23 protein-coding genes, 1 tRNA gene and 1 pseudogene are annotated in these 24435 nt (G+C 71.3%); 10 read left to right on the top strand and 15 right to left on the bottom strand.

Annotation, left to right across the window (positions count from 1 at the left end; all coding sequences use genetic code 11):
• Positions 1-111 precede the first annotated feature (111 nt).
• Together NE236_RS40175 and NE236_RS40170 are read right to left on the bottom strand one after the other, a co-directional pair.
• The gene (locus tag NE236_RS40175; protein ID WP_252847542.1) at positions 112-771 is read right to left on the bottom strand and encodes a response regulator; all 660 of its coding nucleotides are present in this window, start codon (positions 769-771) and stop codon (positions 112-114) included.
• Positions 772-817: 46 nt separating this feature from the next.
• Positions 818-2083, bottom strand: coding sequence for a sensor histidine kinase (locus NE236_RS40170; RefSeq protein WP_252847541.1), 1266 nt, complete (start codon positions 2081-2083; stop codon positions 818-820).
• Positions 2084-2190: 107 nt separating this feature from the next.
• On the opposite strand from NE236_RS40170, the gene NE236_RS40165 reads away from it, so the two are divergent.
• A complete protein-coding gene (locus NE236_RS40165; RefSeq protein WP_252847540.1) occupies positions 2191-3213 on the top strand; it encodes a PHP domain-containing protein in 1023 nt (340 codons plus the stop codon).
• Here the strand turns inward: NE236_RS40165 and NE236_RS40160 are convergent.
• The 3 genes from NE236_RS40160 to NE236_RS40150 are packed head-to-tail and all read right to left on the bottom strand — an operon-like array spanning position 3203 to position 6295.
• Positions 3203-4153 carry an ABC transporter permease gene (locus NE236_RS40160; RefSeq protein ID WP_252847539.1) on the bottom strand — a complete coding sequence of 317 codons (951 nt, stop codon included), beginning with the start codon at positions 4151-4153 and terminating at the stop codon, positions 3203-3205. The genes NE236_RS40165 and NE236_RS40160 overlap by 11 nt on opposite strands.
• Positions 4140-5126, bottom strand: coding sequence for an ABC transporter ATP-binding protein (locus tag NE236_RS40155; protein WP_252847538.1), 987 nt, complete (start codon positions 5124-5126; stop codon positions 4140-4142). Before NE236_RS40155 ends, NE236_RS40160 begins: the two co-directional genes overlap by 14 nt.
• Entirely contained in the window at positions 5123-6295 is a 1173-nt protein-coding gene (locus NE236_RS40150; protein WP_252847537.1) for a LolA family protein, read from the bottom strand. Before NE236_RS40150 ends, NE236_RS40155 begins: the two co-directional genes overlap by 4 nt.
• 171 nt (positions 6296-6466) lie before the next feature.
• Here NE236_RS40150 and NE236_RS40145 point away from each other — a divergent pair, with 171 nt between their 5' ends.
• The 4 genes from NE236_RS40145 to NE236_RS40130 all read left to right on the top strand — a co-directional run bounded on the left by NE236_RS40145 (position 6467) and on the right by NE236_RS40130 (position 10470).
• Positions 6467-7144 (top strand): response regulator transcription factor, encoded by a 678-nt coding sequence (locus NE236_RS40145; RefSeq protein WP_252847536.1) that lies wholly within the window; start codon positions 6467-6469, stop codon positions 7142-7144.
• The gene (locus NE236_RS40140) at positions 7137-8561 is read left to right on the top strand and encodes a sensor histidine kinase (RefSeq protein WP_252847535.1); all 1425 of its coding nucleotides are present in this window, start codon (positions 7137-7139) and stop codon (positions 8559-8561) included. Before NE236_RS40145 ends, NE236_RS40140 begins: the two co-directional genes overlap by 8 nt.
• Before the next feature lie 239 nt (positions 8562-8800).
• Positions 8801-9424: an ACT domain-containing protein gene (locus NE236_RS40135; protein ID WP_252847534.1), complete on the top strand. Its 624-nt coding sequence runs from the start codon at positions 8801-8803 to the stop codon at positions 9422-9424.
• Positions 9425-9474: 50 nt separating this feature from the next.
• Positions 9475-10470, top strand: coding sequence for a cation diffusion facilitator family transporter (locus NE236_RS40130; RefSeq protein WP_252847533.1), 996 nt, complete (start codon positions 9475-9477; stop codon positions 10468-10470).
• Between the two features lie 13 nt (positions 10471-10483).
• Here NE236_RS40130 and NE236_RS40125 read toward each other — a convergent pair whose 3' ends face one another.
• A complete protein-coding gene (locus NE236_RS40125; RefSeq protein ID WP_252847532.1) occupies positions 10484-10852 on the bottom strand; it encodes a hypothetical protein in 369 nt (122 codons plus the stop codon).
• Between the two features lie 128 nt (positions 10853-10980).
• Here NE236_RS40125 and NE236_RS40120 point away from each other — a divergent pair, with 128 nt between their 5' ends.
• Together NE236_RS40120 and NE236_RS40115 are read left to right on the top strand one after the other, a co-directional pair.
• Positions 10981-11892: a glutaminase gene (locus tag NE236_RS40120; protein WP_252847531.1), complete on the top strand. Its 912-nt coding sequence runs from the start codon at positions 10981-10983 to the stop codon at positions 11890-11892.
• Between the two features lie 88 nt (positions 11893-11980).
• Positions 11981-12682 carry a helix-turn-helix transcriptional regulator gene (locus NE236_RS40115; protein WP_252847530.1) on the top strand — a complete coding sequence of 234 codons (702 nt, stop codon included), beginning with the start codon at positions 11981-11983 and terminating at the stop codon, positions 12680-12682.
• Positions 12683-12990: 308 nt separating this feature from the next.
• Here NE236_RS40115 and NE236_RS40110 read toward each other — a convergent pair whose 3' ends face one another.
• Positions 12991-14178: an MFS transporter gene (locus NE236_RS40110; protein ID WP_252847529.1), complete on the bottom strand. Its 1188-nt coding sequence runs from the start codon at positions 14176-14178 to the stop codon at positions 12991-12993.
• A 101-nt stretch (positions 14179-14279) separates the two neighbouring features.
• Between NE236_RS40110 and NE236_RS40105 the strand changes: the two genes are divergently transcribed.
• Together NE236_RS40105 and NE236_RS44835 are read left to right on the top strand one after the other, a co-directional pair.
• Positions 14280-14897, top strand: a complete 618-nt coding sequence (locus NE236_RS40105; protein WP_252847528.1) for a TetR/AcrR family transcriptional regulator — start codon at positions 14280-14282, stop codon at positions 14895-14897.
• A 109-nt stretch (positions 14898-15006) separates the two neighbouring features.
• A pseudogene (locus NE236_RS44835) lies at positions 15007-15419 on the top strand (transposase); the annotation flags it as partial.
• A gap of 79 nt (positions 15420-15498) precedes the next feature.
• On the opposite strand, the gene NE236_RS40090 reads toward NE236_RS44835, so the two are convergent.
• From NE236_RS40090 to NE236_RS40055, 8 genes are all read right to left on the bottom strand, one after another.
• Entirely contained in the window at positions 15499-16176 is a 678-nt protein-coding gene (locus NE236_RS40090) for a DUF1963 domain-containing protein (protein WP_252847525.1), read from the bottom strand.
• A 430-nt stretch (positions 16177-16606) separates the two neighbouring features.
• Positions 16607-16679, bottom strand: a tRNA-Val gene (locus NE236_RS40085).
• Positions 16680-16740: 61 nt separating this feature from the next.
• Positions 16741-18876 carry a PIG-L family deacetylase gene (locus NE236_RS40080; RefSeq protein ID WP_252847524.1) on the bottom strand — a complete coding sequence of 712 codons (2136 nt, stop codon included), beginning with the start codon at positions 18874-18876 and terminating at the stop codon, positions 16741-16743.
• 230 nt (positions 18877-19106) lie between these two features.
• Positions 19107-19433, bottom strand: coding sequence for a hypothetical protein (locus NE236_RS40075; RefSeq protein WP_252847523.1), 327 nt, complete (start codon positions 19431-19433; stop codon positions 19107-19109).
• A gap of 54 nt (positions 19434-19487) precedes the next feature.
• On the bottom strand, positions 19488-19949 hold the full coding sequence (locus NE236_RS40070) for a peroxiredoxin (RefSeq protein WP_252847522.1): 462 nt from the start codon (positions 19947-19949) through the stop codon (positions 19488-19490).
• 146 nt (positions 19950-20095) lie between these two features.
• On the bottom strand, positions 20096-20518 hold the full coding sequence (locus NE236_RS40065; RefSeq protein ID WP_252847521.1) for a DUF3052 domain-containing protein: 423 nt from the start codon (positions 20516-20518) through the stop codon (positions 20096-20098).
• A 154-nt stretch (positions 20519-20672) separates the two neighbouring features.
• Positions 20673-21086, bottom strand: a complete 414-nt coding sequence (locus NE236_RS40060) for a secondary thiamine-phosphate synthase enzyme YjbQ (protein ID WP_252847520.1) — start codon at positions 21084-21086, stop codon at positions 20673-20675.
• A 10-nt stretch (positions 21087-21096) separates the two neighbouring features.
• On the bottom strand, positions 21097-21282 hold the full coding sequence (locus tag NE236_RS40055) for a DUF1918 domain-containing protein (RefSeq protein WP_252847519.1): 186 nt from the start codon (positions 21280-21282) through the stop codon (positions 21097-21099).
• Positions 21283-21482: 200 nt separating this feature from the next.
• Here NE236_RS40055 and aceE point away from each other — a divergent pair, with 200 nt between their 5' ends.
• Entirely contained in the window at positions 21483-24272 is a 2790-nt protein-coding gene (aceE, locus tag NE236_RS40050; RefSeq protein WP_372494520.1) for a pyruvate dehydrogenase (acetyl-transferring), homodimeric type, read from the top strand.
• Positions 24273-24435 lie beyond the last annotated feature (163 nt).

Raw genomic sequence — 24435 nt, 5'->3', positions numbered from 1 at the left:
TCCGCGGCCCGCGGAAACGGCGAAAATCCCGAACTCAACGCAAGGGGCGGGGGTGTGACCGGGTGTCGTGCCGCCCGCCCCGGGCGCCGTCGGACGCCCCGACGGCGGGGGTCACTCGCCGGGGCGCACCAGGCCGGTCTCGTACGCGTACACGACGGCCTGGGTACGGTCGCGCAGATCGAGCTTCATGAGGATGCGGCCGACGTGGGTCTTGACCGTCTGCTCGGCGACGACGAGGCGTTCGGCGACCTCCGCGTTGGACAGGCCGCGCGCGACCAGGCCGAGCACCTCGGTCTCCCGGTCCGTCAGGCCCTGCAGGCGCTTGCGATCCGGCCCCTTCGGCGCACCCATCCGCGCGAACTCCGAGATCAGCCGCCGGGTCACCGTCGGCGCCAGCAGCGCCTCGCCCGCCGCGACCACGCGGACCGCGTCCGACAGTTCCTGCGCCGACGCGTCCTTGAGCAGGAATCCGCTGGCGCCGGCGCGCAGCGCCTCGTACACGTAGTCGTCCAGGTCGAAGGTGGTCAGCACGAGGATGCCGGGCGGGTCCGTCCGCTCCGTGATCAGGCGGGTGGCCGCCAGGCCGTCGAGCACGGGCATCCGCACGTCCATCAGCACCACGTCGGGCCGCAGGTCGGCGGCCTTGCGAACGGCGTCCTGCCCGTTGACGGCCTCGCCGACGACTTCGATGTCCGGCTGGGCGTTCAGCAGGATCGAAAAGCCCGACCGGACCATTCCCTGGTCGTCGGCGATCAGCACCCGGATGCTCATGAGTCCCTTTCTGCGGGGGGCCGTTCCGGCCGGCGGCCGGCCGTACTCAGTCGATCGGTGTGGCGGGCTCGGTACGCCCGGCGGAGAGCGCGCGGTCATCGGCGTCCAGGGGGAGGGCGGCGACCACCGCGAAACCGCCGTCGGCGGTCGGCCCGGCGGCCAGGTCGCCGCCGAGCATCGTGGTGCGTTCGCGCATGCCCACGAGGCCGTGACCGCTCCCGGCGTGCGCCACGCGGTCCGGTGCGGTCCCCGGGCCGTTGCGCACTCGCAGCCGCAGCACGTCCGGCTCATAGGAGATGTCGACGCGCACCGACGCCCCGGGCGCGTGGCGCATCGCGTTGCTCAACGACTCCTGCAGGATCCGGTAGGCCGAGAGCCCGACGCCGGCCGGCAGGATCGGCGCCTCCCCGGTCACCGACGTCTCGACGATGAGGCCACCGGCCCGTGCCGACGCGACGACCTCCTCCAGGCGTTCCAGGCCCGGCTGTGGCGCGGTCTGCGCGGCGGGATCGGTCCGCAGCACGCCGAGGATCCGGCGCAGCTCGGTGAGCCCTTCCAGCGCGCTGGCGCGGATGTCGGCGAAGCTCTCGGCCAGCTCCGGCGGCGGGTCGGCGACCTTGTACGGCGCGGCCTCCGCCTGGATCGCGATCACCGACATGTGGTGGGCGACGACGTCGTGGAGCTCCCGCGCGATCCGCTGCCGCTCCTGCAGCACGGCCGTCTCCGCCTCGTGCCGGGCCTCCTGCTCGGCCAGCGCCCGCCGGGCGGCCCGGCGCACGCGGACGGTGTATCCGAGGAGGACCGGAACGGCGCACAGCAGCGCGAACGCGCCGGTCGCCGGGTTGAGCAGGATGCATCCGACGGTGGAGACGACCATCACGCCGACGGTCACCGCGCGCTCGCAGCGCACCGCCACCGAGTACAGGCAGAGCAGGTAGACGATCGCCAGCCAGGGAAGGTAGGGCACGCTGACCAGGGCCGGCGCCCGGAAGACGGTCGTCGACAGGAGCATCGCCAGCGCGGACATCCGCCAGGCGGCCAGCGGACGACTGCCGCGCAGCAGCAGGGGGAGGACGCCCAGGAGGGATACCAGGGGCAGCGGCATGCCGGCGTCGTACGACTCCAGGGACGCGTTGCCGGCGAGGGCCAGCACCAGCGTCAGGAGCAGCTCGGCCGCGGTCGGCAGGTACACCCAGCCGATCGTCAGCCGGCGGTGCTTCGGCCCCGGCGGGTCCGTCCGGCCGTTCACCACCGCGGCGAAGACCGGGCGCAGGGCTCGGGCGAGCGCCCCGGGGGGTGGTCCATCGGCCATGCCCTGAGCGTAGGCCCAGGCGGGTGTCCCCCTCGTACCCCTCAGGTCCGATCCGCGGATGCTACTCAGGTATGGGGTGGTCGCCGCGGAGAGGGTAAGACGGGGGCATGGATCCGATCGAGGCGTTGAAGCGGATCGCGTTCCTGCTCGAGCGGGCGCACGAGGCGACGTACCGGGTCCGGGCGTTCCGGCGGGCCGCCGAGACGGTGGAGCGGACCTCCGCGGACGAGCTGGCCGAGCGGGCGCGGGCTGGCGCCCTGGAGGCGCTTCCCGGCGTCGGCAAGGTCACCGCGCTGGTCATCGCGGAGGCGCTGCGCGGGGAGACGCCGACGTACCTGCGCCGCCTGGAGGCGACGGAGGGGACGCCGATCGACGAGGCGGCCGCCGCCCTGCGCGCGGCGCTCCGCGGCGACCTGCACACGCACTCGGACTGGTCCGACGGGGGTTCGCCGATCGAGGAGATGGCCGAGGCGGCGGTCGGCATCGGCCACGACTACATCGCGCTCACCGACCACTCGCCGCGCCTGAAGGTCGCGAATGGCCTGTCCCCGGAACGGCTGCGCGAGCAGCTGAAGGTGGTGGCCGCGCTGAACGAGCGGCCGGCGCCGTTCCGGGTGCTCACCGGCATCGAGGTCGACATCCTCGACGACGGGTCGCTGGACCAGGACCCGGCGCTGCTCGCCGAGCTGGACGTCGTCGTGGCCAGTGTCCACTCCAAGCTGCGGATGCCGGCCCCGGACATGACCCGCCGCATGCTCGCCGCCGTGGCGAACCCGAGGGTGAACGTACTCGGACACTGCACGGGGCGGATCGTCCAGGCCGGCGGGCGGCGGGGGAACAAGCGGCCGGAGTCGGAGTTCGACGCCGAGCGCGTGTTCGCCGCCTGCGCCGACCACGACGTCGCGGTGGAGATCAACAGCAGGCCGGAGCGCCTCGACCCGCCGAAGCGCCTGCTGCGGCTCGCCGTCGAGGCGGGCTGCCGGTTCGCGATCGACTCCGACGCGCACGCGCCCGGTCAGCTCGACTGGCAGCCGTACGGCTGCGAGCGGGCCGCCCGCTGCGGTGTCGACCCGGACCGGATCGTGAACACCATGACGGCGGACGACCTGCTCGCCTGGGTCAGCAGGTGACGTCCTTGCTCGTGAACCGCGCCCACGCCAGCGAGCCGAACACGAGCGTGTAGGCCAGGAACGTCAGCAGCCCGCGGGTCAGGTGGTCGGTGACGATCGGCGCCCGCAGGAGGTCGTCGTAGCTGTACCACCAGTGCGTGAAGAGGTACGGGTGCACCGCCCGTAGCTGCGGCACCGCGTCGATCACCTGGCTGAACACCGGCAGCACTGCGGTCGTCGTGATCGCGGCGATCGGGCTGTCGGTCACCGTGGACACCGCCAGGCCGATCGCGGCGAGCGTCGCGACGCCCGCGGCGATGTACGCCGCGACGAGGAGCAGCCGCACCATCCCCGCGCCCAGGGACACCGTGGAGCCGGACAGCAACGTCACCGGGCCGACCGGGAACAGCAGCAGCCCCGTCACCAGCGCGGTGGCGGTGAGCGTCGTCACGGCCGCCACGCAGAAGGTCACCGACACGGCGTACTTGACCAGCAGCAGCCGGGTGCGGCCCGCCGGGACGGCCAGCAGGTAGCGCAGGGTGCCGATGCCGGCCTCCCCGGCGATCGAGTCCCCGGACACCACCGAGATCGCCAACGGCAGGATCAGCGGCAGTACGAAGAACAACGCGCCCACCGTGAGGAAGACGCCGTTGCCCGTGACCTGGGAGACCAGGCGCGGGCCGCCGTCGTCGGGGCGCGGGGTGCTCAGCTTCAGGGCGATGCCGACCATGACGGGGACGGCCCCGAGGAGGGTCAGCAGCGCCTGGTTGCGCCGCCGCCGGAACACGAGGCCGAGCTCCGAGCCGAACAGCCGCAGGCCGAGCGCGGAGCCGGCGGGCGCCGCGGTCATCACCGGGCGGGCGGCCTCGGGCGGTGGGACCTCGGCCGCCTCGGCGATCGCCGGCCGGTCGGTCTCGCGGTCCACCTCGGCCGTCGAGTGGGATGTGTCAGCCGTCGACATCGAAGCCCTCCCCGGTGAGCTCGACGAACATGTCCTCCAGGCTCGGCCGTACCACCGCGAGCCCGCGCACGGCGACGCCGACGCCGACCAGCTCCGCGCACGCCCGTTCGGGCGGCAGCCCACCGAGCTCGGCGCTGACCTCGTCGTCCGATCCGCGCACGTCGGTGAGGCCCAGGCCGGTCAGCACGCCGCGCGCCGCGCCGGTGTCCGGCGTGTCCACGCGGATCCGGACGCCGGTGCCCGCCCGCAGGTCGTCGAGGGAGCCCTGCGCGACGAGCCGGCCGGTGCGCATCACCGCGACGTGCGTGCAGACCTGCTCGATCTCGGCGAGCAGGTGGGAGGAGACGAACACCGTGGTGCCGTCGGCGGCGATCTCGCGGATGAGCGTGCGGACCTCCCGGGTGCCCTGCGGGTCGAGCCCGTTCGTGGGCTCGTCCAGGATCAGCAGCTCCCGGTGGCGCAGCAGCGACGCCGCGATGCCGAGGCGCTGTTTCATGCCGAGGGAGTAGGCCTTGTAGCGCTTGCCGGCGGCCGCGGTCAGGCCGACGCGTTCCAGGGCGTCGCCGATGCGGCGACGCGAGGTGCGGGGGTCGGCCGTACGGTCGGCGGCGTCACAGCGGCGCAGGTTCGCCTCGCCAGACAGGTGCGGGTGGAAGGCCGGTCCCTCGATCAGCGACCCGACCTTCGGCAGCGCGGTCGCCCAGCCGTCCGGCATGGGCACGCCCAGCAGCGTGTGACTGCCGGACGTCGGTGAGATCAGCCCCAGCAGCATCCGGATCGTCGTGGTCTTCCCGGAGCCGTTGGGCCCCAGGAAGCCGAAGACCGACCCCTGGGGGACCGCCAGGTCCAGGTCCGCCACGGCGACCTGTCCGCCGCGGAACCGCTTGGTCAGGCCATGGGTGGCGATCGCGTGGCCGTCGGCGGGGGGCGGGGGCGCCACGACGGGCGCCCCCGCTTCGGTGGCCGTGGTCACTTGTGCGCCGCCGCCTGCTCGAGCACGTCGGGGGTGACGGCTCCGACGTACACCCGGCCGTCGTCGGTGATCAGCGCCGACACCAGCTTGGTGCGCAGCAGCCGCCCGCTGCCCCAGGAGCCGCTGACCGGGGTCGCGGCCTTCTGCAGGGCCGACAGCATCCCGCTCTGGTCGTTCTTCTGCGCGTTCTTCTGCGCGTTCTTCTGCGCGTTCTTCTGCGCGTTCTTCTGCGCGTTCTGCGGCAGCGTGAGCCGCTTCACGGCGGTCCAGCCGCTGCCGATCGTGGACGTGTCGGCCGCCTGGCGACCGGCCTGCGCCTTCTTCTCCCGGGTCTTCGCGTCCGGGGTCGGCGTGGCGGTGTCCTTGCGCACGACCTTCGCCCCGGCGGGCGGGGTGAACGAGAAGTTCGCCGCGGCGGGTTTGGAGAAGGTCACGGACGTGAAGCCGATCTGGACCGCCGGGCTGTTCGAACCCCGCGCGAACACCTGCACCCGCAGCGGAACGTACGTCTTGCCGTCCAGCGCCAGCCGCACCCGGCCGATCAGCGACCGTCCGTCCTTCGGGGTCAGGACGAGCTCATAGGCGTCCCGCCCGGCGACGCGCCCCGTCGGGTCGACCCGTACCTCCGTGGTCTTCCCGACCGCGGCCAGCGCCTGGTCGGCGGCCTGCTGCGGCGTGAGCGGGGTCCTGCTCGGCGCGGACTCGGGACGCTGCGCCTTCCCGGCCTTCTCGGTGATCCGCCGGTACGTGGCGGTGTTCTTGTCGCTGTCCCATTCCCAGGTGTCCTGGCCGTTGCGGATGACGTCGGTCTCGCTGCCGGTGCCCAGCAGCGCCAGCCGTACGTGCTGCTCGTCGCCGTACCAGATCCGGGCCGTGTTGGACCCGGACAGCAGGCTCATCGGCGAGGTGCTCGAACCGGTGCTCGGCAGCGCCGGAAGCCCCAGGGACGCGTTCTCGACGACGGTGCCGGACAACGGCTCGACCTTGCCCGTACGGTGCGCGTCCTGGGCGGCGGCGAGAAGCTGCGCGGCGGTCTTCGGCGGCAGCGACGGCTTCCCCTGCGCCGCGGCGATGACCGGCCCGGCGCCGGCCGCCGCGCCGACGACGACGATCGCGCCGACCGGCACCGCCCATCGGATGGCGCGCGAACTTGCGAACGTGAATGCCATGACGACCCCCTGCATCGTTTCCAGTGTCCGCAACACTGCCGTGCCGATCCTGTGGAGACGCTGAGAGCGCCGTACATCTCAGGATGGAATAGGGATTCATCCCCCCGTACGACGTCACGGGGGTACGGACCCCGGCATCCTGGGCGCAGCGGATACGGAGGGAGGGCGCGCGTGCGGGTTCTCGTGGTCGAGGACGAACGGCGGATGGCCGACGCGCTGCGCCGGGGGCTGCAGGCCGAGGGGTTCGCCGTCGACCTGGCGCATGACGGCGTCGACGGGCTCCACCTGGCCCGGGAGGGCGGCTACGACGCTGTCGTGCTGGACATCATGCTGCCCGGTCTCTCCGGTTACCGCGTCTGCGAACGGCTCCGCCAGGAGCAGAACTGGGTGCCGATCCTCATCCTGTCGGCCAAGGATGGGGAGTACGACCAGGCCGACGGTCTGGACCTCGGCGCGGACGACTACCTCACCAAGCCGTTCTCCTACGTCGTGCTCGCGGCCAGGCTGCGCGCCCTGCTGCGCCGCGGACCGACCCGGCGGCCGTCCATACTCACCGCCGGCGATCTCCGGCTCGACCCGGCGCGGCGCCAGGTGTTCCGCGGGGACGCGGAGATCGAGCTGACGCCTCGCGAGTTCGCCCTGCTGGAGTACCTCATCCGGCGGCCGGACGAGGCGATCTCCAAGGCGGAGCTCCTCGAGCACGTGTGGGAGGACTACGACGGCACCGACCTCAACACCGTCGAGGTCTACGTCGGCTACCTCCGCCGGAAGATCGACGCCCCGTTCGGCCGGGCCGTACTGCGGACCGTGCGCGGGGCCGGATACCTGCTGGCCGGCGACGGTGGCTGACCGCCGCTTCCGGCGGTGGCGAGGCCGGTCGTCGGCGCCGACCGGCCCGCTGCGGTGGTGGCGCCGGCGTGGGATCCGCGCGCGACTGGCCCTGACGTCCGCCGCCGCCCTGGCGCTCACGCTCGTCGGGCTGGCGCGCCTCTTCGCCTTCGCGGTGGGCCACTCGATGGTCGCGACCTTGGACGACTCCGCCCGGCGCAGCGCCTCGGACGTCGTCACCCTCATCGATGCCAACCGGCTGCCCGACCCCATCCTGACGACCGGCGGGACGATGACGATCCAGGTCGTCGACGCGACCGGCCGGATCCGCGCGGCGTCGCCGGGCGCCGACCGCCTCGTCCCGCTCCTCGACGCCCGGACCCTGGCGGCGGCGCGCCGCGACAGACGCGCGCGGTTCCTCGACGGGCGCGGATACGGGATGCCCGACGTGCTGCGAGTGGTCGCGCTCCCCGCCCGTGACGGTCGGACGGTCATCGCCGCGACCTCGTACGAGCAGGTGCGGCACGGTGTCGAGAGCGTCACGCGGATCCTGGCGATCGGCACCCCGATCCTCCTGGTGCTCCTCGGCACGGCCGGCTGGTTGGTGATCGGCGGGGCGCTCCGCCCGATCACCGAGTTGCGGCGCGGCGCCGAGGAGATCAGCGGTACGTCCCGCTCCCGCCGGCTTCCCCTGCCCGAGGCGCGGGACGAGGTCCACGACCTCGCGGTGACCCTCAACGACATGCTGCACCGGCTCGAACGGGCCGAGGCCCGTCAGCGGGCGCTGGTCTCCGACACCGCGCACGAGCTGCGCAGCCCGCTCGCCAGCATCCGGGCGCAGCTGGAGGTCGCCCTGGACCATCCGGACGGCCAGCACTGGCCGGAGACGGCGGCCGGCGTGCTGGCCGACACGCTGCGGCTGTCCCGGCTCGCCGACGATCTCCTGGTGCTCGCCCGGCTCGACGAGCACGGAGCCCGGTCGGCGGCGCGCGAGCCCGTCGACCTGGCCGCGCTGGCCCGGGTGGCGGGGGAGCGCCACCCGGCCGCGCGGATCACCGTCACCGTGGACGCCGGCGAGCCCGTGATCGTGCACGGTGACGGCAAGGGCCTCACCCGTCTGCTCGACAACCTGGTCGACAACGCCCTGCGGCACGCGGCCACCGGCGTACGGGTCCGCGTGTCAGGGGACGCCGAATGGGCCGAACTCTCCGTCTCCGACGACGGCCCCGGCATCCCTCCGGCCGACCGCGAACGCGTCTTCGCCCGGTTCACCCGCCTGGACGAGGGACGGAGCCGCGACGAGGGCGGCGCCGGACTCGGCCTGGCCATCGTCCGCGAGACCGCCCGCGTCCACGGTGGCGACGCTCACCTCGAGGACGCGTCGCCCGGCCTCCGCGCCGTCGTACGCCTGCCGCTGCCGCGGCCCTCCGGGGAATGAGCCGGGCTCCGGGGCCCGGCCACGGGGCTTCCGCCCGCCGGGTTCCGGAGCCCGGCCCGGGGGCCTTCCGCCGCGGCAGGTTCCAGAGCCCTGTCTGGAGGCCTTCCGCCGCGCGGGGTACCGGGGTCCGGCCCGGGGGCCTTCCGCCGCGTCGGTCCGCCCGGCACCAGGTCCGACACGGTCTGGCAACATGTTTGAAACGTCCCTATGGCAGCGTGTTCGTCCAGGAGGTGAGCGGAATGCCGCTTTTGCGCGTACGACTCAGGCTGCCGGACCGGCCCGGGTCGCTCGGTACGGTCGCCCGGACGCTCGGCGCCGCCGGCGCCGACATCGTGCAGGTCGTCGTGTTGGAACGTTCCGCGGGCCGGGCGGTCGACGACATTACCGTCTCGTGGCCCCAGGGCGCGTCGCTCGACGTCCTCTGCGACGCCCTCGTCTCTGTGCGCGGCGTCGAGGTCGACGGTGTCTGGCGGACCAACGAGGCCCCCGGAGTCTTCTCCGACGTCGAGGTCGTCGGCCAGATGGCCGCCAACCCGCCGAACGGGGTGATCGCCCTGGTCGAGGCCGTACCCAAGATCTTCGGCGGGGACTGGGCCGCGATGCTGGGCCGGGACGGCCTCGTCGTCCACGCCAGCTGGCAGGCCCCCGACCCGCTGACGCTGCCGACCATCCCCGCCTCCGGCGCCCGGGCGTTCACGGGCGAGGACGGAGTCCGCTACGCCTTCGTCCCGGTCGGGCGTTCCCGGCAGTCGCTTCTGCTCGCACGCCTGGCCGCCCCGCCGTTCCACCAGACCGAGATCGAACGGCTCATCCAGCTCGCCACCGCCGCCGAGGCCGTCCTGGGTGTGGGAACGGCGGTGTGACTGACGGACGGCCGGTTCCGTGACATCCGCTGCCGTGACACCCTGAACGGATGGCTGAGCAACAGCAGGAGAGCCGGCTGACCGTCGTTCTCGCGCTCGCGGCCAATCTCGGCATCGCGCTGGCCAAGACGGTCGCCGCGGTGATCACCGGATCGGCGTCGATGGCGTCGGAGGCAGGGCACTCCTTCGCCGACACCACCAACGAGGTGCTGCTGCTCACCGCGCTGCACCGCAGTGCGCGACCGCCCGACCGGCGGCATCCGTTCGGGCACGGCACCGAGCGCTACATCTGGTCGTTCCTCGTGGCCGTGTGCATCTTCGGCATGGGCGCGCTGTTCGCCTTCGTCCAGGGCGTGCAGGCGCTGATGGGCGAGGAGGCCGGAGAGAAGGACCCGCTCGTCGGCTACGTCGTGCTGGCCGTGTCGGCGGTGCTGGAGGCCATCTCGTGGCGGCAGGCGTACCGGCAGACCCGGGAGAGCGCCCGCGAGAACGGTCAGCCGCTCCGGGCGTTCCTGCGCACCACCGACGACCCGACCACCAAGTCGGTGCTCTTCGAGGACTCCGCGGCCCTGATCGGGCTCGCCCTCGCCGCTGCCGGCCTCGGTCTGCACCAGATCACCGGCTCCGCCGTCTGGGACGGCGTGGCCTCCCTGCTCATCGGCATCGTGCTGACGGTGGCGGCGTTCCTCCTGGGCCGGACCAACCTGGATCTGCTCATCGGCCGGCAGGCCCGGCCGGCGATCCTGAACGGCGTCGAGCGCCTCGTCCTGGACGCGCCGGAGATCGAAGCGCTGGTCGACCTGCTGACCATGACCGTCGGCACCGGTCAGGTGCTCGTCTGCGTCCGCCTGGACTTCCGCGACGACCTCGGTGCCGCCGACGTCGAACGCACCTGCGTACGCCTGGGCGAAGAACTCCGCGCCGCGTACCCGGACGTCTATGAGGTCTTCCTGGAGCCGGTGCCGAGAGACGACCCCGATCTTCGCGAGCGCGTCATCGCGCGGTACGGCTGCCCGCCGTACCACTGGGCGGCAGGCGAACGCTGACCTCCCGCCGGAGTCAGCCGAGCTGGACGCCGAAGAACAGGGCGACCAGCGCACCCAGCGCGCCGAGGCCGCCCCAGATCGCCAGCCCCCGCTTCGAGGTGGCGCGCATGTGCAGGAACGCCGCCACGCCGGACAGCACCACGAACACCATCTTGACGTTCAGCGTCATCCGGTAGGCGTCACTCGGGTGATCGAGGGCGACGATGTTCCACACGCCCGTGAGGACGAGCACCGCGAACGCCGGCCAGGCGACCACGTTGAAACGGCGTGCCGCGACCTTGGTCACGCCCTCGTATCCGCGCAGGGCCGGTACGAGAGCGCCCAGGGTCAGCTGGCCGCCGACCCAGACCGTGGCCGCCAGGACATGCAGGAAGACACGCACCGTGTCCATCGAAACCGCGAGCAACGTCTTTCGCCTCTCTCTCGGGTACGGACCCGATCATTCCGTTACGTTCGGCCGCACCGACACCGGGGCCGCCGTTCGGCTGCCGTACCAGGACAATCGGGGCCATGGATTACGACGCCCTCCTCCACGAGGTTGCCGCGCAGGTACGACCGCTCGCCGGCCAGGGGCAGGTCAGCCGGTACATCCCGGCGCTCGTCGCGGTCGAGGAGGACGGGTTCGGGATCGCCGTCGCGGACGTCGACGGCGAGGTCCACGGCGTCGGGGACTGGGAGGCACCGTTCTCCATCCAGTCCATCTCGAAGACCTTCAGCCTCGCGCTCGCCCTCGCCCTCGACGGCGAGGGCATCTGGCGGCGCGTCGGACGAGAGCCGTCCGGCGACCCGTTCAACTCCCTCGTCCAGCTCGAATACGAGAACGGCATCCCTCGCAACCCCTTCATCAACGCCGGCGCCCTCGTCGTCACGGACCGGTTGCAGACCCTGACCGGTGACGCCGGCGCGGCGGTCCTGGGGTTCCTGCGCGCCGAGAGCGGCAACCCGTCCGTCGCCCCCGACCAGGACGTCGCCGACTCCGAGGCCGCCCACGGTGACCGCAACGCCGCCCTGGCCCACTTCATGGCGAGTTACGGAAACCTTGAGAACCCCGTCCCGGTCGTGCTGGAGCACTACTTCCGTCAGTGCGCCATCGCGATGAGCTGCCGCGACCTCGCGCTGGCCGGCGGCTTCCTGGCCCGCCGCGGAGTGCGCAACGACGGCTCCCGCATCCTGACCGTCAGCGAGACCAAGCGGGTCAACGCGGTGATGCTCACCTGCGGCACGTACGACGCGGCCGGCGACTTCGCCTACCGCGTCGGCCTGCCGGGCAAGAGCGGAGTGGGCGGTGGCATCCTCGCGATCGTCCCCGGCCGCTGCGCCCTGTGCGTATGGAGCCCGCGACTCGACTCGTACGGCAACTCGGTGGCCGGCGTGGCCGCCCTCGACCGCTTCACCACCCTGACCGGCTGGTCCGTCTTCTGACGGCGGGATGCGGGTGGAGCTTTCGCGATACCGTGCCCCAACCGGCGCGTCAGCTTGAAATGTCCGGCTAGTGATCTACCGTCGGTTGGTGACCCGTACGGACCGCTTGTTCGCCCTTGTCGAAGAGCTCCGTACGAATGCCCCCCGGCCGTCCACCGTCCGCGAGCTCGCCGGGCGTCTGAAGGTAGGCGCGCCGACGATCGAGCGGGACATCGAGGAGCTGCGAGAGGCCGGCGTCCCGGTCAAGGCCGACGCGACCGCAAACGGCTACTTCCTGGACACCGTCGGCATACTGCCGCCGGTCGGGCTCTCTCCGGCCGAGGCCGTGGCGCTGGCCACGGCGGTGGGCCGCGACGGCGCGTCGCCCTTCGCCCACTCCGGCCGTACCGCCCTGCTGAAGATCGTGGCGGCCATGGCGGCGGCGGACGGAGCGGAGGACCGGCGACTCGCCGAGCGGATCCGCGGCCTGGTCCTCGCCGACGGCACCCCCGAGGTCCCGGCCGGAGCCGTCGTCGAAGAGGCCGTGGCGACCCGCAAGGTCGTACGGCTGACCTACGCCGGCCGCGACGGCGCACAGACCCGGCGCGAGGTGGAACCGGCCGCGTTCGTCGCCGGAGCCCGCGACTGGCACCTCATCGGCTGGTGCCGGCTCCGCGACGCTCCGCGGATCTTCCGGGTCGAACGCATCCGGCAGGCCACACTGCTCGAGGAGATCGCCCCGCCCCGCGACTACTCCCGCGCGACCCCCCGCATCGCCGACCTCATGGCCGGCGCCCTCCGCCTCGACTGACCGGCGCATCCTCCCGACCTCGGCGTAACCGGAAGCCTCCCGGCATTTGCCGATGGGTGTGGTTCCTCTCCAGGGACTGGTTGACCTGAGAGTTTGAGGGCTGGTCGTGGACGGAGGCGTTTTCTGCCGAGCGAGGTGGCGGAGTTCGCGCGGGCGGCGGGCGGCGACGCGGAGCGGACCGAGCCGATCCGCCGAAAGATGGCGGAGTTGGAGTGGCGGCCGGTGGTCGAGGACGATGTGGTGCCGCGGTTGGGGACCGAGGTCGAGCCGAATGCTGTTCTCGGCGCCGACTCCGACCTCGGTCGGGGTTACCGCAGGTCGGCGTTGCCTCGTGCGGTCCACACCGCCAGTGCCGCGACCAGAGCGGCGGCGCCGCCGATCCACAGCACGCCCGACAGGTCCAGCGAGTCGAGGATGACGCCGCCGACTAGCGCGCCCAGGCCGATCGACAGGTTGAACACCGCCACCCACAGCGCGGAGGCCGCCTCCACCGCGCGCGGCGCGGCCTTGATCATCCAGGTCTGCAGTCCGACGGACACGCCACCGTAGGCCAGGCCCCACACGATCAGCAGCGCGATGCCGCCGATCGTGCCTCGGCCCAGCAGCAGGAACAAGGGCATCGCGACGGCCATGGTCAGGGTGATCACCTGCACGGTGCGGTGCGTCCGGCGGGCCAGTGCCGCACCAGCGGCGAAGTTGCCGACCATGCCCGCGATGCCGAACCCGAACAGCAGCGGCCCGACCAGCCGCGCGTCGATCCCGGACAGCCGCTGCAGGGCCGGGCTGACGAAGGTGTAGGCCACGAAATGACCGGTCACCAGGAGGAAGGTGGCCAGGATGCCGACCCGGACGCCGGGGTTGCGCAGCTGCCGGGCCAGCAGGCGCGGGCTCATCACCTGGGAGGCGGCCAGCGACGGCAGCACGGTCAGCAGTGCGACCAGCGCGACCAGTGCCAGCGCGCTGAGCGTCGTGAACGCGATCCGCCACCCGGTCAGGCCGCCGATCACCGTGCCGATCGGCACGCCGAACACGTTCGCCGCGCCGACCCCGCCGAAGATGATCGCGGTGGCGCGCGGCACGTGCGCCTCGTTCACCAGCCGGACCGCCAGCCCGCCCGCGACCGCCCAGAACCCGCCGATCGCCACCCCGACCAGTACCCGGGACGACACCAGCACGGCGAAGTTCGGCGCCAGTGCGGACGCCAGGTTGGCGAGCGTCATCAATCCCATCAGGCCGAGGAGCAGCAGCCGCCGATCCAGCCCGCCGACCAGTGCCGGGACCACCGGCGCCGCGACCGCCGCGACGAGGCTGGGCACGGTCACCATCAGCCCGGCGGTCCCTTCGGACACCCGCAGCGCCGAGCCCACGTCGGTGAGCAGTCCGATCGGCAGTTGTTCGGCGGTGACCAGCAGGAACGTTCCCAGCGCCACGGCCGCCCAGCGGCTTGGTTCCGGCTCCTGCCGGACGGTTCGGGTGGTCTGCTCGGTGGTCGCCACGTCTACCTCCATAGGGAAATCCATTTGGGAGCGATCGCTCTCATACGATGTCGGACCTTAATATGGGAGCGATCGCTCCACAAGTCGGTTAAAGTATGCGCATGGCACGACCTCGGCAGTTCGACGAGCAGGAGGCGGTCGCCCAGGCGACCGACCTGTTCTGGCGTCGCGGCTACAACGCCACCTCGGTCCGCGACCTGGGCGCCGAACTCCACCTCACGCCCAGCAGCCTCTACCGGACGTTCGAGGACAAGCACACGCTGTTCCTGCGCGCCCTCGACCACTACCGCGCCACCGAGTCCGCCCAGGCCAGGGAACGGCTGGCGACCGCCGGTCAGCCAGTCCGCGACGCGCTACGGGATTGGCTGCTGTGGCTGGTGGGCTGCGCCGCCGGCACCGAGCCCGGCCCAGGCTGCTTGGTGGTGAACACCGCCACCGAACTGGGCACCACGGACACCGAGGTCAGCGCGCGGACCGAGGCGGCCTTCGAGGTCACCCGGTCGGCACTGCGGTCACTGCTGGATGAAGGGCGTCGCAACGGCGAACTGCCCACCGACCTCGATCTCGACGCCGCCGTGGAACTGCTGTTCACCACAGTGCTCGGACTGCGGGTCCGGGAACGCGCCGGACATGATCCGCATCGGCTGGCCACCACGATCGACTTCGCCATCCGCGGGCTGGGCCCCGCACCGACGGAGCCGGTTCGTTCAGAACGTTGAGTGAGTCTCTCCGAAGTCCCGGCTTCTCGCGGCTCGGGCTCGTGCGGGCTGACCGGGACTACCCACGGTGAGCGCTTCGCAGTGGGTTCGGCGGAAGCCGCCTCCTCACCTCGGCCGGACCCGCAAGGGCGGCGATCACTGCCTGGCCGCGCTCAAATCGATCCGGGCCGCCCGCCCGGACGGCGCCCCGATCTATGTGATCTTGGACAACCTGTCAGCGAACAAGACCTCCGAGATCCGTACGTGGGCCCAGAAGAACAACGTCGAATTGTGCTTCACCCCGACCAACGCCTCATGGGCCAACCCGATCGAAGCGCAGTTCGGCCCGGTCCGCACTTCGTGATGGGCGAATCCAACCATCCCGACCACACCGTCCTGGCCCGCCGGCTGCACGCCTACCTGCGGTGGCGGAACGCCAACGCCCGCCACCCCGACGTCCTGGCCGCCCAACGCCGCGAACGCGCCCGCATCCGCAGCCAACGACAGCAACGCTGGGGCCGCCCACGACCCAAAGCCGCGTGATCAAACCCGGCCGCTCGTGGTCACCGCACGGAGTAGATGGTCGGCGTCGGTCATCGCCACCTGGGACGCCGACAGATGGTCAGGAGTCTTGTACGAGCAACCGTCCCTGCTTGGCGTCCGGCGAGACGAACGCGAACGCCGTAGGTGCAGCACCGAGATTGAGGTAAAACGGCTGGAAGTTCGGGCTCAGCTGCAACATCAGTTTCCAGGGGCCGCCGTCAGGCCAGTCATCGCCTTGGAAGAACGCGGGCGTCCCGCCGATCTTGTCGCTGCTGATCTGCTCCCAGTAGTGATCGTGATCGTCGGTCGGCAGCCTCGCGTGGTCGCGTCGAGGACGGAAGTCGGGATCCTTGTCCGGCTGGAGCCGGACGGTGTATTCGGCGTCGGACCCGTCCTCGACGTGGTACAGGCTGGGCCCGGTGGCCAGCGGGAGCGTTGAACCGCCGTAGATACCGCCCGGCTGCACGATGACCGCGTTCGCACCCTCGTCGGGAAGAGCGATGTCGGGGTCGAAGAACGCCTCGTCGCCATGCTCCGCGTGGGTCACGAAGACGTACGCCAGCTTGCCTCGCCCCGCGTCGCCGAGCACCGGCCCGAGCTCGATCTGGCAGACGAACCGCATCGGCTCCCCCCACGCGTCGTTGACCGGCCACTGCGGCTCGGAAAGCCACACCGGCTGCCCCCCGAACTTGGTGACCGGGGTGGTAATCGGCACGCTGGCGGGAACGAACGCCTCGATCCTCAACGTCGGTACCATGAGCGCCCTCCTCGCCGTGACGGCCCAGGATTCTGCCACTCCCACGGCTACTTGCCACAGCCGCTGACCCTCCTGGTCGGTCAACCGCCGTGCCCGCGAACCGGCTCTGCCACCCGATGGCCTCGCTCTCAATAACGATCTGTTCGCCGTCGAGGCTGAGGCCCACAAGCCCTGGCATCGCGGACGCCGACCGGCGTGTCACCAGACCCGGTGAACGTATGTGGTCAGCGCACTAGACATGGAGCGGATGCAGCAGCCTCCGCTCGATACCGCGCTCATCACCAGCATCAGTGGCTAGCGGGGGCGCACCCAAGCCGCCGATCTTGGGCACGTATTCGGCAGGATCAGTCGCCGACAGTCGGACGTCGTGTGAACGGCGTTCGACCCTGTAGTCGCAGGTCAGGCGCTGTTTCCGCTGATCGTCGATAGGTGGGCACAGCTGGATTCGAACCAGCGACTCCTGGTTTGTAAGACCAGTGCTCTAACCACTGAGCTATGCGCCCGCTGCCGGAAGAGCCGGCGCGCACAGCCTACCGGGATCTTCCCCCTGCCCGCGAAACGGAATCAGGCCACCGGCCGCCAGGTGCCGAAGAGGTCACCGGCGCCGCGGGAGGAGACGTACAGGCGGCCGTCCTCGGCCAACGCCAGAGCGTACACCTGCCCGGCGCCGTCGGTGGCGACCATCGGAACGCCGATCGAGGGGAGGGGAAGGGCGGGCGGCGGGACGCGGCTGCCGGTGGGCACGGGCGCCTCTCCGATGTCGTGGAACACCGCGCGCAGCGGGGTGGCGGGGGCGCTCCACGTACGGCCGGTCTCCTTGGCCTGGCGGATCGCCGTGGTGCCGCCCTCCTCGTACATGAGGGTCGGATGACCGGCGACGTCGCGGGTCGCGGTGACGGGGCCGCCCGGTCGTATGCCGGGGACCGCGCCCGCGTACACGAAGGTGCAGCCCTTGCCCTGCCGCCACTGCAGTACCTGGCTGCGGGTCGGGGCGAACAGCTCGATTCCGGCGCTGCCGCCGACGGCGTCCATGCCGTCCTGGATGTCCCGGCCGGGCGGGATCTTCCGGGGACGCTTACGGGCGGGTGCGCCCTCCGTCCCACCGGGTGGCGTGCCGACGGTCTGCCGGGGGGAGGCGGGGACGCCGCTCTCCGGGGGCGTTCGAGGTGTCGTCGGTGTGGCGCCGGGTGTGGGCGTGGTGGTCGTGCCCGGCAGCGGCAGCGGCAGGGAGGGCAGGACGTGGTGGGGACGCCGGGACGGCGAGGCGGTCGGCGTCGGGGTCGCGGACGGGGTCGTCGACGCGGAGGGGGATCCGCTACTCGGCCCGGCCGACGGGGTGGTCGCGTGAGGCTTCGGCGAGGAGGGCGCCAGGGCGCGCCGGCGGGCGGCCTTGGTCGCGGGGCCGCGCAACTCCTGCCAGGACGGTGTCCAGGAGCCGTTCGAGGCCTGGCACCTCACGCTGACGCCGCCCTTGGCGTTGCGGACGAACACGGCGGCGCCGCCCGCCTTGCCGGGCACGGCCACCGGCGTGCCCGTGGCGGTGCCGAGGCTGGTCCACGTCGCCGTCCACTTCCCGCCGGTGTAGCGCGGACGGGCGGCGACCAGCAGGCTGCCCTTGCGGGCGAAGACCTGGCCGTTGGCGGTGGCGAGGGACGCCGCGAGGCCGCTGCCGCCGAGTGACGCCGGTCCGGCCCAGCCGGTGGGGGTCTGCCACCAGGTGTAGAGGCGGCCGGACAGGACGGCGAAGGCCTGCAGCCGTCCGTTGTCCGCGCGGGTCGCCCAGGAGGCTCCCCGGGGCCAGCGGTAGCGCATGCGCTCCTGCCAGGAGGCGAAGTTCTCGGCCTCGGGGTTGATCCGGTAGTCGTACGCGCGGTAGTCGGCGAAGTAGCGCTGTTTGGCCGTCCGGTCGGCCCTGCCCAGGTTGACTGATGTGTCGCTGAGGTTGTAGTCGCGGTAGTCGACCTGGACCAGGGGCCGGCCGTACCCGCCGACCGCCTCGGTCGTGAACCGCGCGGTCGCGACGTGGTCGGTGTGATCGGCGGTGTAGCGCGGGTCGGGGGAGGGGTCCTGCGTCCGTACCACCGCCGGGCGGAACCGCTGGAACAGGGTGACCAGGGCGCGGACGACGTCGGCGTGGGTGTAGCAGTGGGCGTACGGCGAGTGCTTCGGGGTCACCGTCGACGCGCACTTGGCCGAGCGGTGGTCCGCTTCGAGCTGTGCGATCGCCCGCCTGCCGATGTGGGCGCGTGGGTCGCGGCCGTCGGGCAGGCTGAGGAACGCCAGATGGACGTTCGGGCGTGCGGTGAGGGTGTGCACCTCGACTCTCACCCGGCCGGAGCGGACGGTCTCGACCCGCCAGCCGTCCCGGACTCCGGCCATGGCCGCGTACGCCCCCTGCAGCCCCTGGCGGCGTTGCGCGACGTACGCGAGGGGGTCGTGGGTGTCCTTGATCCCCGCGTGTCCCTCGCCCGCGCTGAGCACGACCGTCGTGACGCCTTCGCCGCGCCGGATGTCGTGTGCCAGGTCCGGTGACATGAACAGCAGGTCGTCATCCGGGTGGGCGACGACCTGGACGAACCCGGTCTGCGCCGTGAGGGTCCGCTCCTGGGCGGCCCGTACGGGGCCCGCGATCCCGAGAAGACCGACACATGTCGCCGCGGCCGCCAGGCCGGCGATCGTCCGCGCAGGGCTTCCCGCCACGCTCGCTCCCCCTCAGCCCTGCGAGCGCCCGTCGCAGGAGCGAGAGGATCATGCCATATGTTTGGTTGATATTTCGTTAATTGTCGGTTGCCAGGGCGCTGAGCAGCGGCGCAGGGCCGTTCACGGCACCGGCGCGAAGTCGTGAGACCGCCAGGGGAAGGCGACGGCTCGGTGGCCACCGCTCGGCGAGCTGACGGAGGAGCGGTGCCTCGGCCGTGGGCAACTCGCGATCAGGTCGTCGGGCCGCGGCGCAGCACGCGGCTGAGCGCGGCGGCGACCTCCTCGGACAGTCCCGGCGTTCCTGAGGAGACCAGTGCCTCGGGCGCCCGCTCGGCGGCCCGGACCTGCCCGCAGTCACGGCATTCGACCTCGCCGAGGCGGCACACCAGGGCGATCGCCTCGCAGGCCGTGCAGTGATCGAGCTCCGCGGTCCAGTCCCGGCCGTTCTGGCAGTCGGGGCAGACCAGGACCTGCCGGTCCTCGCGCACCCCTCGCCGCCAGGGGCTGGGGCCGCGGTCCGGGTCCGTCTGCCGGGCCCCGCAGCGATAGCAGGGCATGGCACCTCCGGTGGGATCCGGGACCGGGCCCGTGCGGGCCCGGCCACAGGAGACTTAGGAGATGTCGGCGAGCGCCTTGCGGTACTCGTCGAGGTCACGGGCGTCGGGGATGGCGTTCTCCACCTTCCACCGCACGACACCGGTCTTGTCGATGATGTAGGTGCCGCGCGTCGCGACGCCCATGTTCTCGTCGAAGATCCCGTAGGCCTTCGCGACCGCGCCGTGCGGCCAGAAGTCCGACAGCAGCGGGAACTGGTAGTTCTCCTGATCCGCCCACGCCCGGTGCGCGAACACCGAGTCGACCGAGACCGCGAGGACCTGAACGTCGTCGCCGCCGAGGGTGGGCAGTTCGTCGCGGATCAAGCACAGCTCGCCCGTGCACACGCCGCTGAACGCCAGGGGATAGAAGACGAGAACGACGGTCTTCTTCCCCTGGAAGTCCGACAGGCTCACCGGAGTGCCGTGCTGATCCTTCAGCCCGAAGTCCGGTGCGGAGTCGCCGACCTCAACTGCCATGTTGTGAACCTCTCCTCGCCGAGTCTGCGGCCGCACGTCAGTCTGCCACCCGACGCCGCGGCGGATCGCGGGAGACCCGGCGTATGAAACGCCTCACACGTTGGTCAGTCCCCTCCCCCGCGCGGTCCGCTCCTCGGCGGGAAAGGTCACCGTCGTGCCTTGGGCGTCACCAGGCGCGTGCCCGACCATTCACGGGCCGCGCTGATGCTGCTCGTCTGCGACAGCCCGGCCGTCTGGGCGGCCTCGAGGATGTCGCTCGGCTCGACGTGGCCCTCGCGCCCCGCCTTCGGCGTGAGCAGCCAGATGTGGCCGCCGTCCGCCAGTGTGGTGAGTGCGTCGGACAAGGCGTCGAAAAGATCGCCGTCGTCCTCGCGCCACCACAGCAGCACGACGTCGACGACGTCGTCGTAGTCCTCGTCGACCAGCTCGTTAGTCGAGGCCGACTCGATGGAGCTGCGCAGCTCCTGGTCGGTGTCGTCGTCGTAGCCGATCTCCTGCACCACCTGGTTCGGCTTGATGCCGAGCCGTTCGGCCAGGCTGCTCTGCGCCTGACCCGCGGTCGCGCTCACGAACGTCCTCCCTGTGTTGTGGGCCGCGATTGTCAAACACGCCCATGTTCTTTACCGCCCGTCCTCCGGGTGCGGCATTGCCGGACAGTTCACACGGCGGACCACCCCGTGCGCAAGTGTCTGACCCGCAAGTGAGCGAACACGGCCACTTCTCTCAACCACCGGTGATGAAGCTGAGTCGTACCTTGCGCACGACATTGTCCACGTTGAGGTCGACCAGAGCCACCGATTGCCAGGTGCCGAGCGCCGGTTTTCCGCCGATCACCGGGATGGTGGCGTGCGGCGGGATCAACGCCGGCATCACGTGGGAGCGGCCGTGTCCGCGAGATCCGTGCGCGTGGATCCACCGATCGTCCGCGGGCAGCAATTCGCTCAGCGCGGACAGAAGATCTTCGTCGCTGCCCGCGCCGAGCTCTATGATCGCGATCCCGGCGGTCGCGTGCGGAACGAAGACGTTCAGCAATCCGTCCGACGCCCCGATGTCGCGCAGGAATCTGAGGCATTCGCCCGTGATGTCGTGCACGGCCTCCTTGCTCCCGGTGGCCACGCTTATCACTTCAGTGTTCATTCGTACATGTCTACTCGTCCGGCTCGATCACGGCATCCGGCCCCGGGTACACCAATCGCGTGTGCCCATCGTCGAAACGGACGAGATAGGGCGGTTCGCCGGAGGTGCCGCGCACCTCAATGATCTTTCCGGTCCGGTCGGCCTGTCCGACGGTGTTGCCGTGGACGTGCAACCGGTCGCCTACGACCGCGTGCATGGTCGTTTCACCTCCCGACGGCGGGTATCCCCTGAGCGGTGGCTCTCCACACAGCCTTGTACGGCTCGAGCGTGATGGGAAGCCATATCGGGACGGTTACCCGGCAGTAGAGATGCGTTAACCGCCCCGACGTACGACGATGGTCAGGACAAGCACGATCCATCACCTGACCTGGGTGGGCACGAAGCGAAGGGGACCCCGTGGCTTCCGGACGCCAGCGCTTTTCCATCATCAGCGACGGCCTCCCCAGTCAGCTCCCGGACATCGACCCCGATGAGACCCGGGAGTGGCTGGAGTCGCTCGACACGGTCATCAAGACCGAGGGCCGCACGCGTGCCCGCTACCTCATGCTGCGGCTGCTGGAGCGGGCCCGAGAGCAGCAGGTCGGCGTGCCCGGCCTGCGCAGCACGGACTACATCAACACGATCCCGCCGGAGCGGGAGCCCTGGTTCCCCGGCGACGAGTACGTCGAACGCCGCATCCGCGCCTACATCCGATGGAACGCCGCGATCATGGTGTCGCGGGCGAACCGCCCGGAGCTGTCGGTCGGCGGTCACATCGCGACCTATGCCTCCGCCGCGTCCCTGTACGAGGTCGGCTTCAACCACTTCTTCCGCGGCAAGGACCACGGCGAGTCCGGCGACCAGGTGTTCATCCAGGGCCATGCCGCGCCGGGCATCTACGCCCGCGCGTTCCTCGAGGGCCGGCTGCCCGAGGACAAGCTCGACGGCTTCCGCCAGGAGATCTCCCACCCCGGCGGCGGGCTCTCGTCGTACCCCCACCCGCGGCTGATGCCGGACTTCTGGGAGTTCCCCACGGTGTCCATGGGCCTGACCGCGATCAACTCGATCTACCAGGCCCGGTTCAACCGGTACCTCTACAACCGGAAGATCAAGGACACCTCGCGGTCGCACGTGTGGGCGTTCCTCGGCGACGGCGAGATGGGCGAGCCCGAGTCGCTCGGCGCCATCGGCCTGGCGGCCCGCGAGGAGCTCGACAACCTCACCTTCGTGATCAACTGCAATCTGCAGCAGCTCGACGGGCCGGTCCGCGGCAACGGAAAGATCATCCAGGAGCTCGAGTCGTTCTTCCGCGGCGCCGGATGGAACGTCATCAAGGTCATCTGGGGCCGCGACTGGGACCCGCTGCTGGCCCAGGACGTCGACGGCGTGCTCGTCAACAAGATGAACACCACGCCCGACGGCCAGTTCCAGACCTACACCGTCGAGACCGGCGAGTACATCCGCGAGCACTTCTTCGGCGAAGACCCTCGGCTGCGCAAGATGGTCGAGCACATGTCCGACGACGACATCCGCAAGCTGTCGCGCGGCGGTCACGACTACCGCAAGCTGTTCGCCGCGTTCAAGGCGGCACGCGAGCACGTCGGCCAGCCGACGGTCATCCTCACCCACACCATCAAGGGCTGGACGCTCGGGCCGGACTTCGAGGCGCGCAACGCCACGCACCAGATGAAGAAGCTCACCAAGACCGAGCTCAAGGAGTTCCGCGACCGGCTCTACCTCGACATCCCCGACTCGGCCCTCGAGGCGGAGCTGCCGCCGTACTACCACCCGGGCGAGGACTCCGACGAGGTGCAGTACATGCGCGAGCGGCGCATGGCCCTCGGCGGCTACCTGCCGAAGCGGATCAACCGCGCCAAGGCCCTCAAACTGCCCGGCGACCCGGTGTACGCCGAGCTCAAGAAGGGTTCCGGCAAGCAGAACGTCGCGACGACGATGGCGTTCGTCCGCCTGCTCAAGGACCTGATCAAGGACGAGAACATCGGCGCCCGGTTCGTACCGATCGCCCCGGACGAGTACCGCACGTTCGGCATGGACTCGCTCTTCCCCTCCGCGAAGATCTACTCCCCGCACGGGCAGACGTACGAGGCGGTCGACCGCAAGCTGCTGCTGTCGTACAAGGAGTCCGAGCAGGGCCAGATGCTGCACGAGGGCATCAGCGAGGCCGGCGCCGTCGGCTCGGCGATCGCGGCGGGCACCTCGTACGCCACGCACGGCGTGCACATGATCCCCGTCTACATCTTCTACTCGATGTTCGGGTTCCAGCGGACCGGCGACAGCATCTGGGCGATGGCCGACCAGATGAGCCGCGGCTTCCTGCTCGGCGCGACCGCCGGGCGTACGACGCTCACCGGCGAGGGCCTGCAGCACAACGACGGCCACTCGCCGCTGCTCGCCGCGACCAACCCGGCGTGCGTCTACTACGACCCGGCGTGGGCGTTCGAGCTGTCCCACATCATCAAGGACGCGCTGCGGCGCATGTACGGCTCCAGCGAGCAGCACCCGAACGGCGAGGACGTCTTCTACTACCTCACCGTCTACAACGAGCCGTACCAGCAGCCCGCCGAGCCGGCCGACCTCGACGTCGGCGGCCTGCTCAAGGGCCTGTACCGCTACGCCGAGGCCCCGCAGGTCGAGGGCGAGGCGCCGGGCGCGCAGATCCTCGCCTCCGGCGTGGGCATCCGATGGGCCCTCGAAGCCCAGCGGATACTCGCGGAGGAGTGGGGTGTGGCCGCCGACGTCTGGTCCGCCACGTCCTGGACCGAGCTGCGCCGCGAGGCCGTCGCCTGCGACGAGTGGAACCTCCTGCACCCCGACGGCGAGCAGCGCGTCCCGTACGTCACCCACACGCTCGACGGGCAGCCGGGCCCCGTCGTCGCGGTCAGCGACTTCATGCGGGCCGTTCCCGACCAGATCGCGCCATGGGTGCCGGGTGACTGGTCGTCGCTCGGCACCGACGGGTTCGGCTTCTCCGACACCCGGGCCGCCGCCCGCCGCTTCTTCCACGTCGACGCGGCGTCCATCACGCTCGCGGTGCTGACCCGGCTGGCCCGGCGCGGTGAGATCAAGCAGGAGGTCCTGCAGAAGGCGATCGACCGTTACCAGCTGGGCGAGGGCGCCGAGGTCGTCGTCGGCCCCGACAGAACCCCGCCGGAGAGCTCGACCGACGACACCATGAGCGTCGGCTGAGCCACCGGACACGAAGACGGCCGGGGTCGCCCCTTACGGTGGGCGCTCCGGCCGTCCGCGTCCGGGGCGCCTACCAGAGCTCATCGCCGTCATCGTCGGGGGTGATGCCGTGCGAATCGTCTCCGGCGTGGGGATCCGGATCAGGCCCGAGGATGATCGAGAA

The organism is Actinoallomurus purpureus (assembly GCF_024055795.1).
In the GTDB taxonomy this organism is placed as follows: Bacteria; Actinomycetota; Actinomycetes; order Streptosporangiales; family Streptosporangiaceae; genus Actinoallomurus; species Actinoallomurus purpureus.
This window is presented reverse-complemented; position numbering and strand designations above follow the sequence as displayed.

Bases quoted from the DNA above. Each gene is read 5' to 3' on its own strand.
- NE236_RS40175 (WP_252847542.1), bottom strand. From the start codon at position 771: ATGAGCATCCGGGTGCTGATCGCCGACGACCAGGGAATGGTCCGGTCG.
- NE236_RS40170 (WP_252847541.1), bottom strand. From the start codon at position 2,083: ATGGCCGATGGACCACCCCCCGGGGCGCTCGCCCGAGCCCTGCGCCCG.
- NE236_RS40165 (WP_252847540.1), top strand. From the start codon at position 2,191: ATGGATCCGATCGAGGCGTTGAAGCGGATCGCGTTCCTGCTCGAGCGG.
- NE236_RS40160 (WP_252847539.1), bottom strand. From the start codon at position 4,153: ATGTCGACGGCTGACACATCCCACTCGACGGCCGAGGTGGACCGCGAG.
- NE236_RS40150 (WP_252847537.1), bottom strand. From the start codon at position 6,295: ATGGCATTCACGTTCGCAAGTTCGCGCGCCATCCGATGGGCGGTGCCG.
- NE236_RS40135 (WP_252847534.1), top strand. From the start codon at position 8,801: ATGCCGCTTTTGCGCGTACGACTCAGGCTGCCGGACCGGCCCGGGTCG.
- NE236_RS40130 (WP_252847533.1), top strand. From the start codon at position 9,475: ATGGCTGAGCAACAGCAGGAGAGCCGGCTGACCGTCGTTCTCGCGCTC.
- NE236_RS40120 (WP_252847531.1), top strand. From the start codon at position 10,981: ATGGATTACGACGCCCTCCTCCACGAGGTTGCCGCGCAGGTACGACCG.
- NE236_RS40105 (WP_252847528.1), top strand. From the start codon at position 14,280: ATGGCACGACCTCGGCAGTTCGACGAGCAGGAGGCGGTCGCCCAGGCG.
- NE236_RS40090 (WP_252847525.1), bottom strand. From the start codon at position 16,176: ATGGTACCGACGTTGAGGATCGAGGCGTTCGTTCCCGCCAGCGTGCCG.
- NE236_RS40075 (WP_252847523.1), bottom strand. From the start codon at position 19,433: ATGCCCTGCTATCGCTGCGGGGCCCGGCAGACGGACCCGGACCGCGGC.
- NE236_RS40070 (WP_252847522.1), bottom strand. From the start codon at position 19,949: ATGGCAGTTGAGGTCGGCGACTCCGCACCGGACTTCGGGCTGAAGGAT.
- NE236_RS40060 (WP_252847520.1), bottom strand. From the start codon at position 21,086: ATGAACACTGAAGTGATAAGCGTGGCCACCGGGAGCAAGGAGGCCGTG.
- NE236_RS40055 (WP_252847519.1), bottom strand. From the start codon at position 21,282: ATGCACGCGGTCGTAGGCGACCGGTTGCACGTCCACGGCAACACCGTC.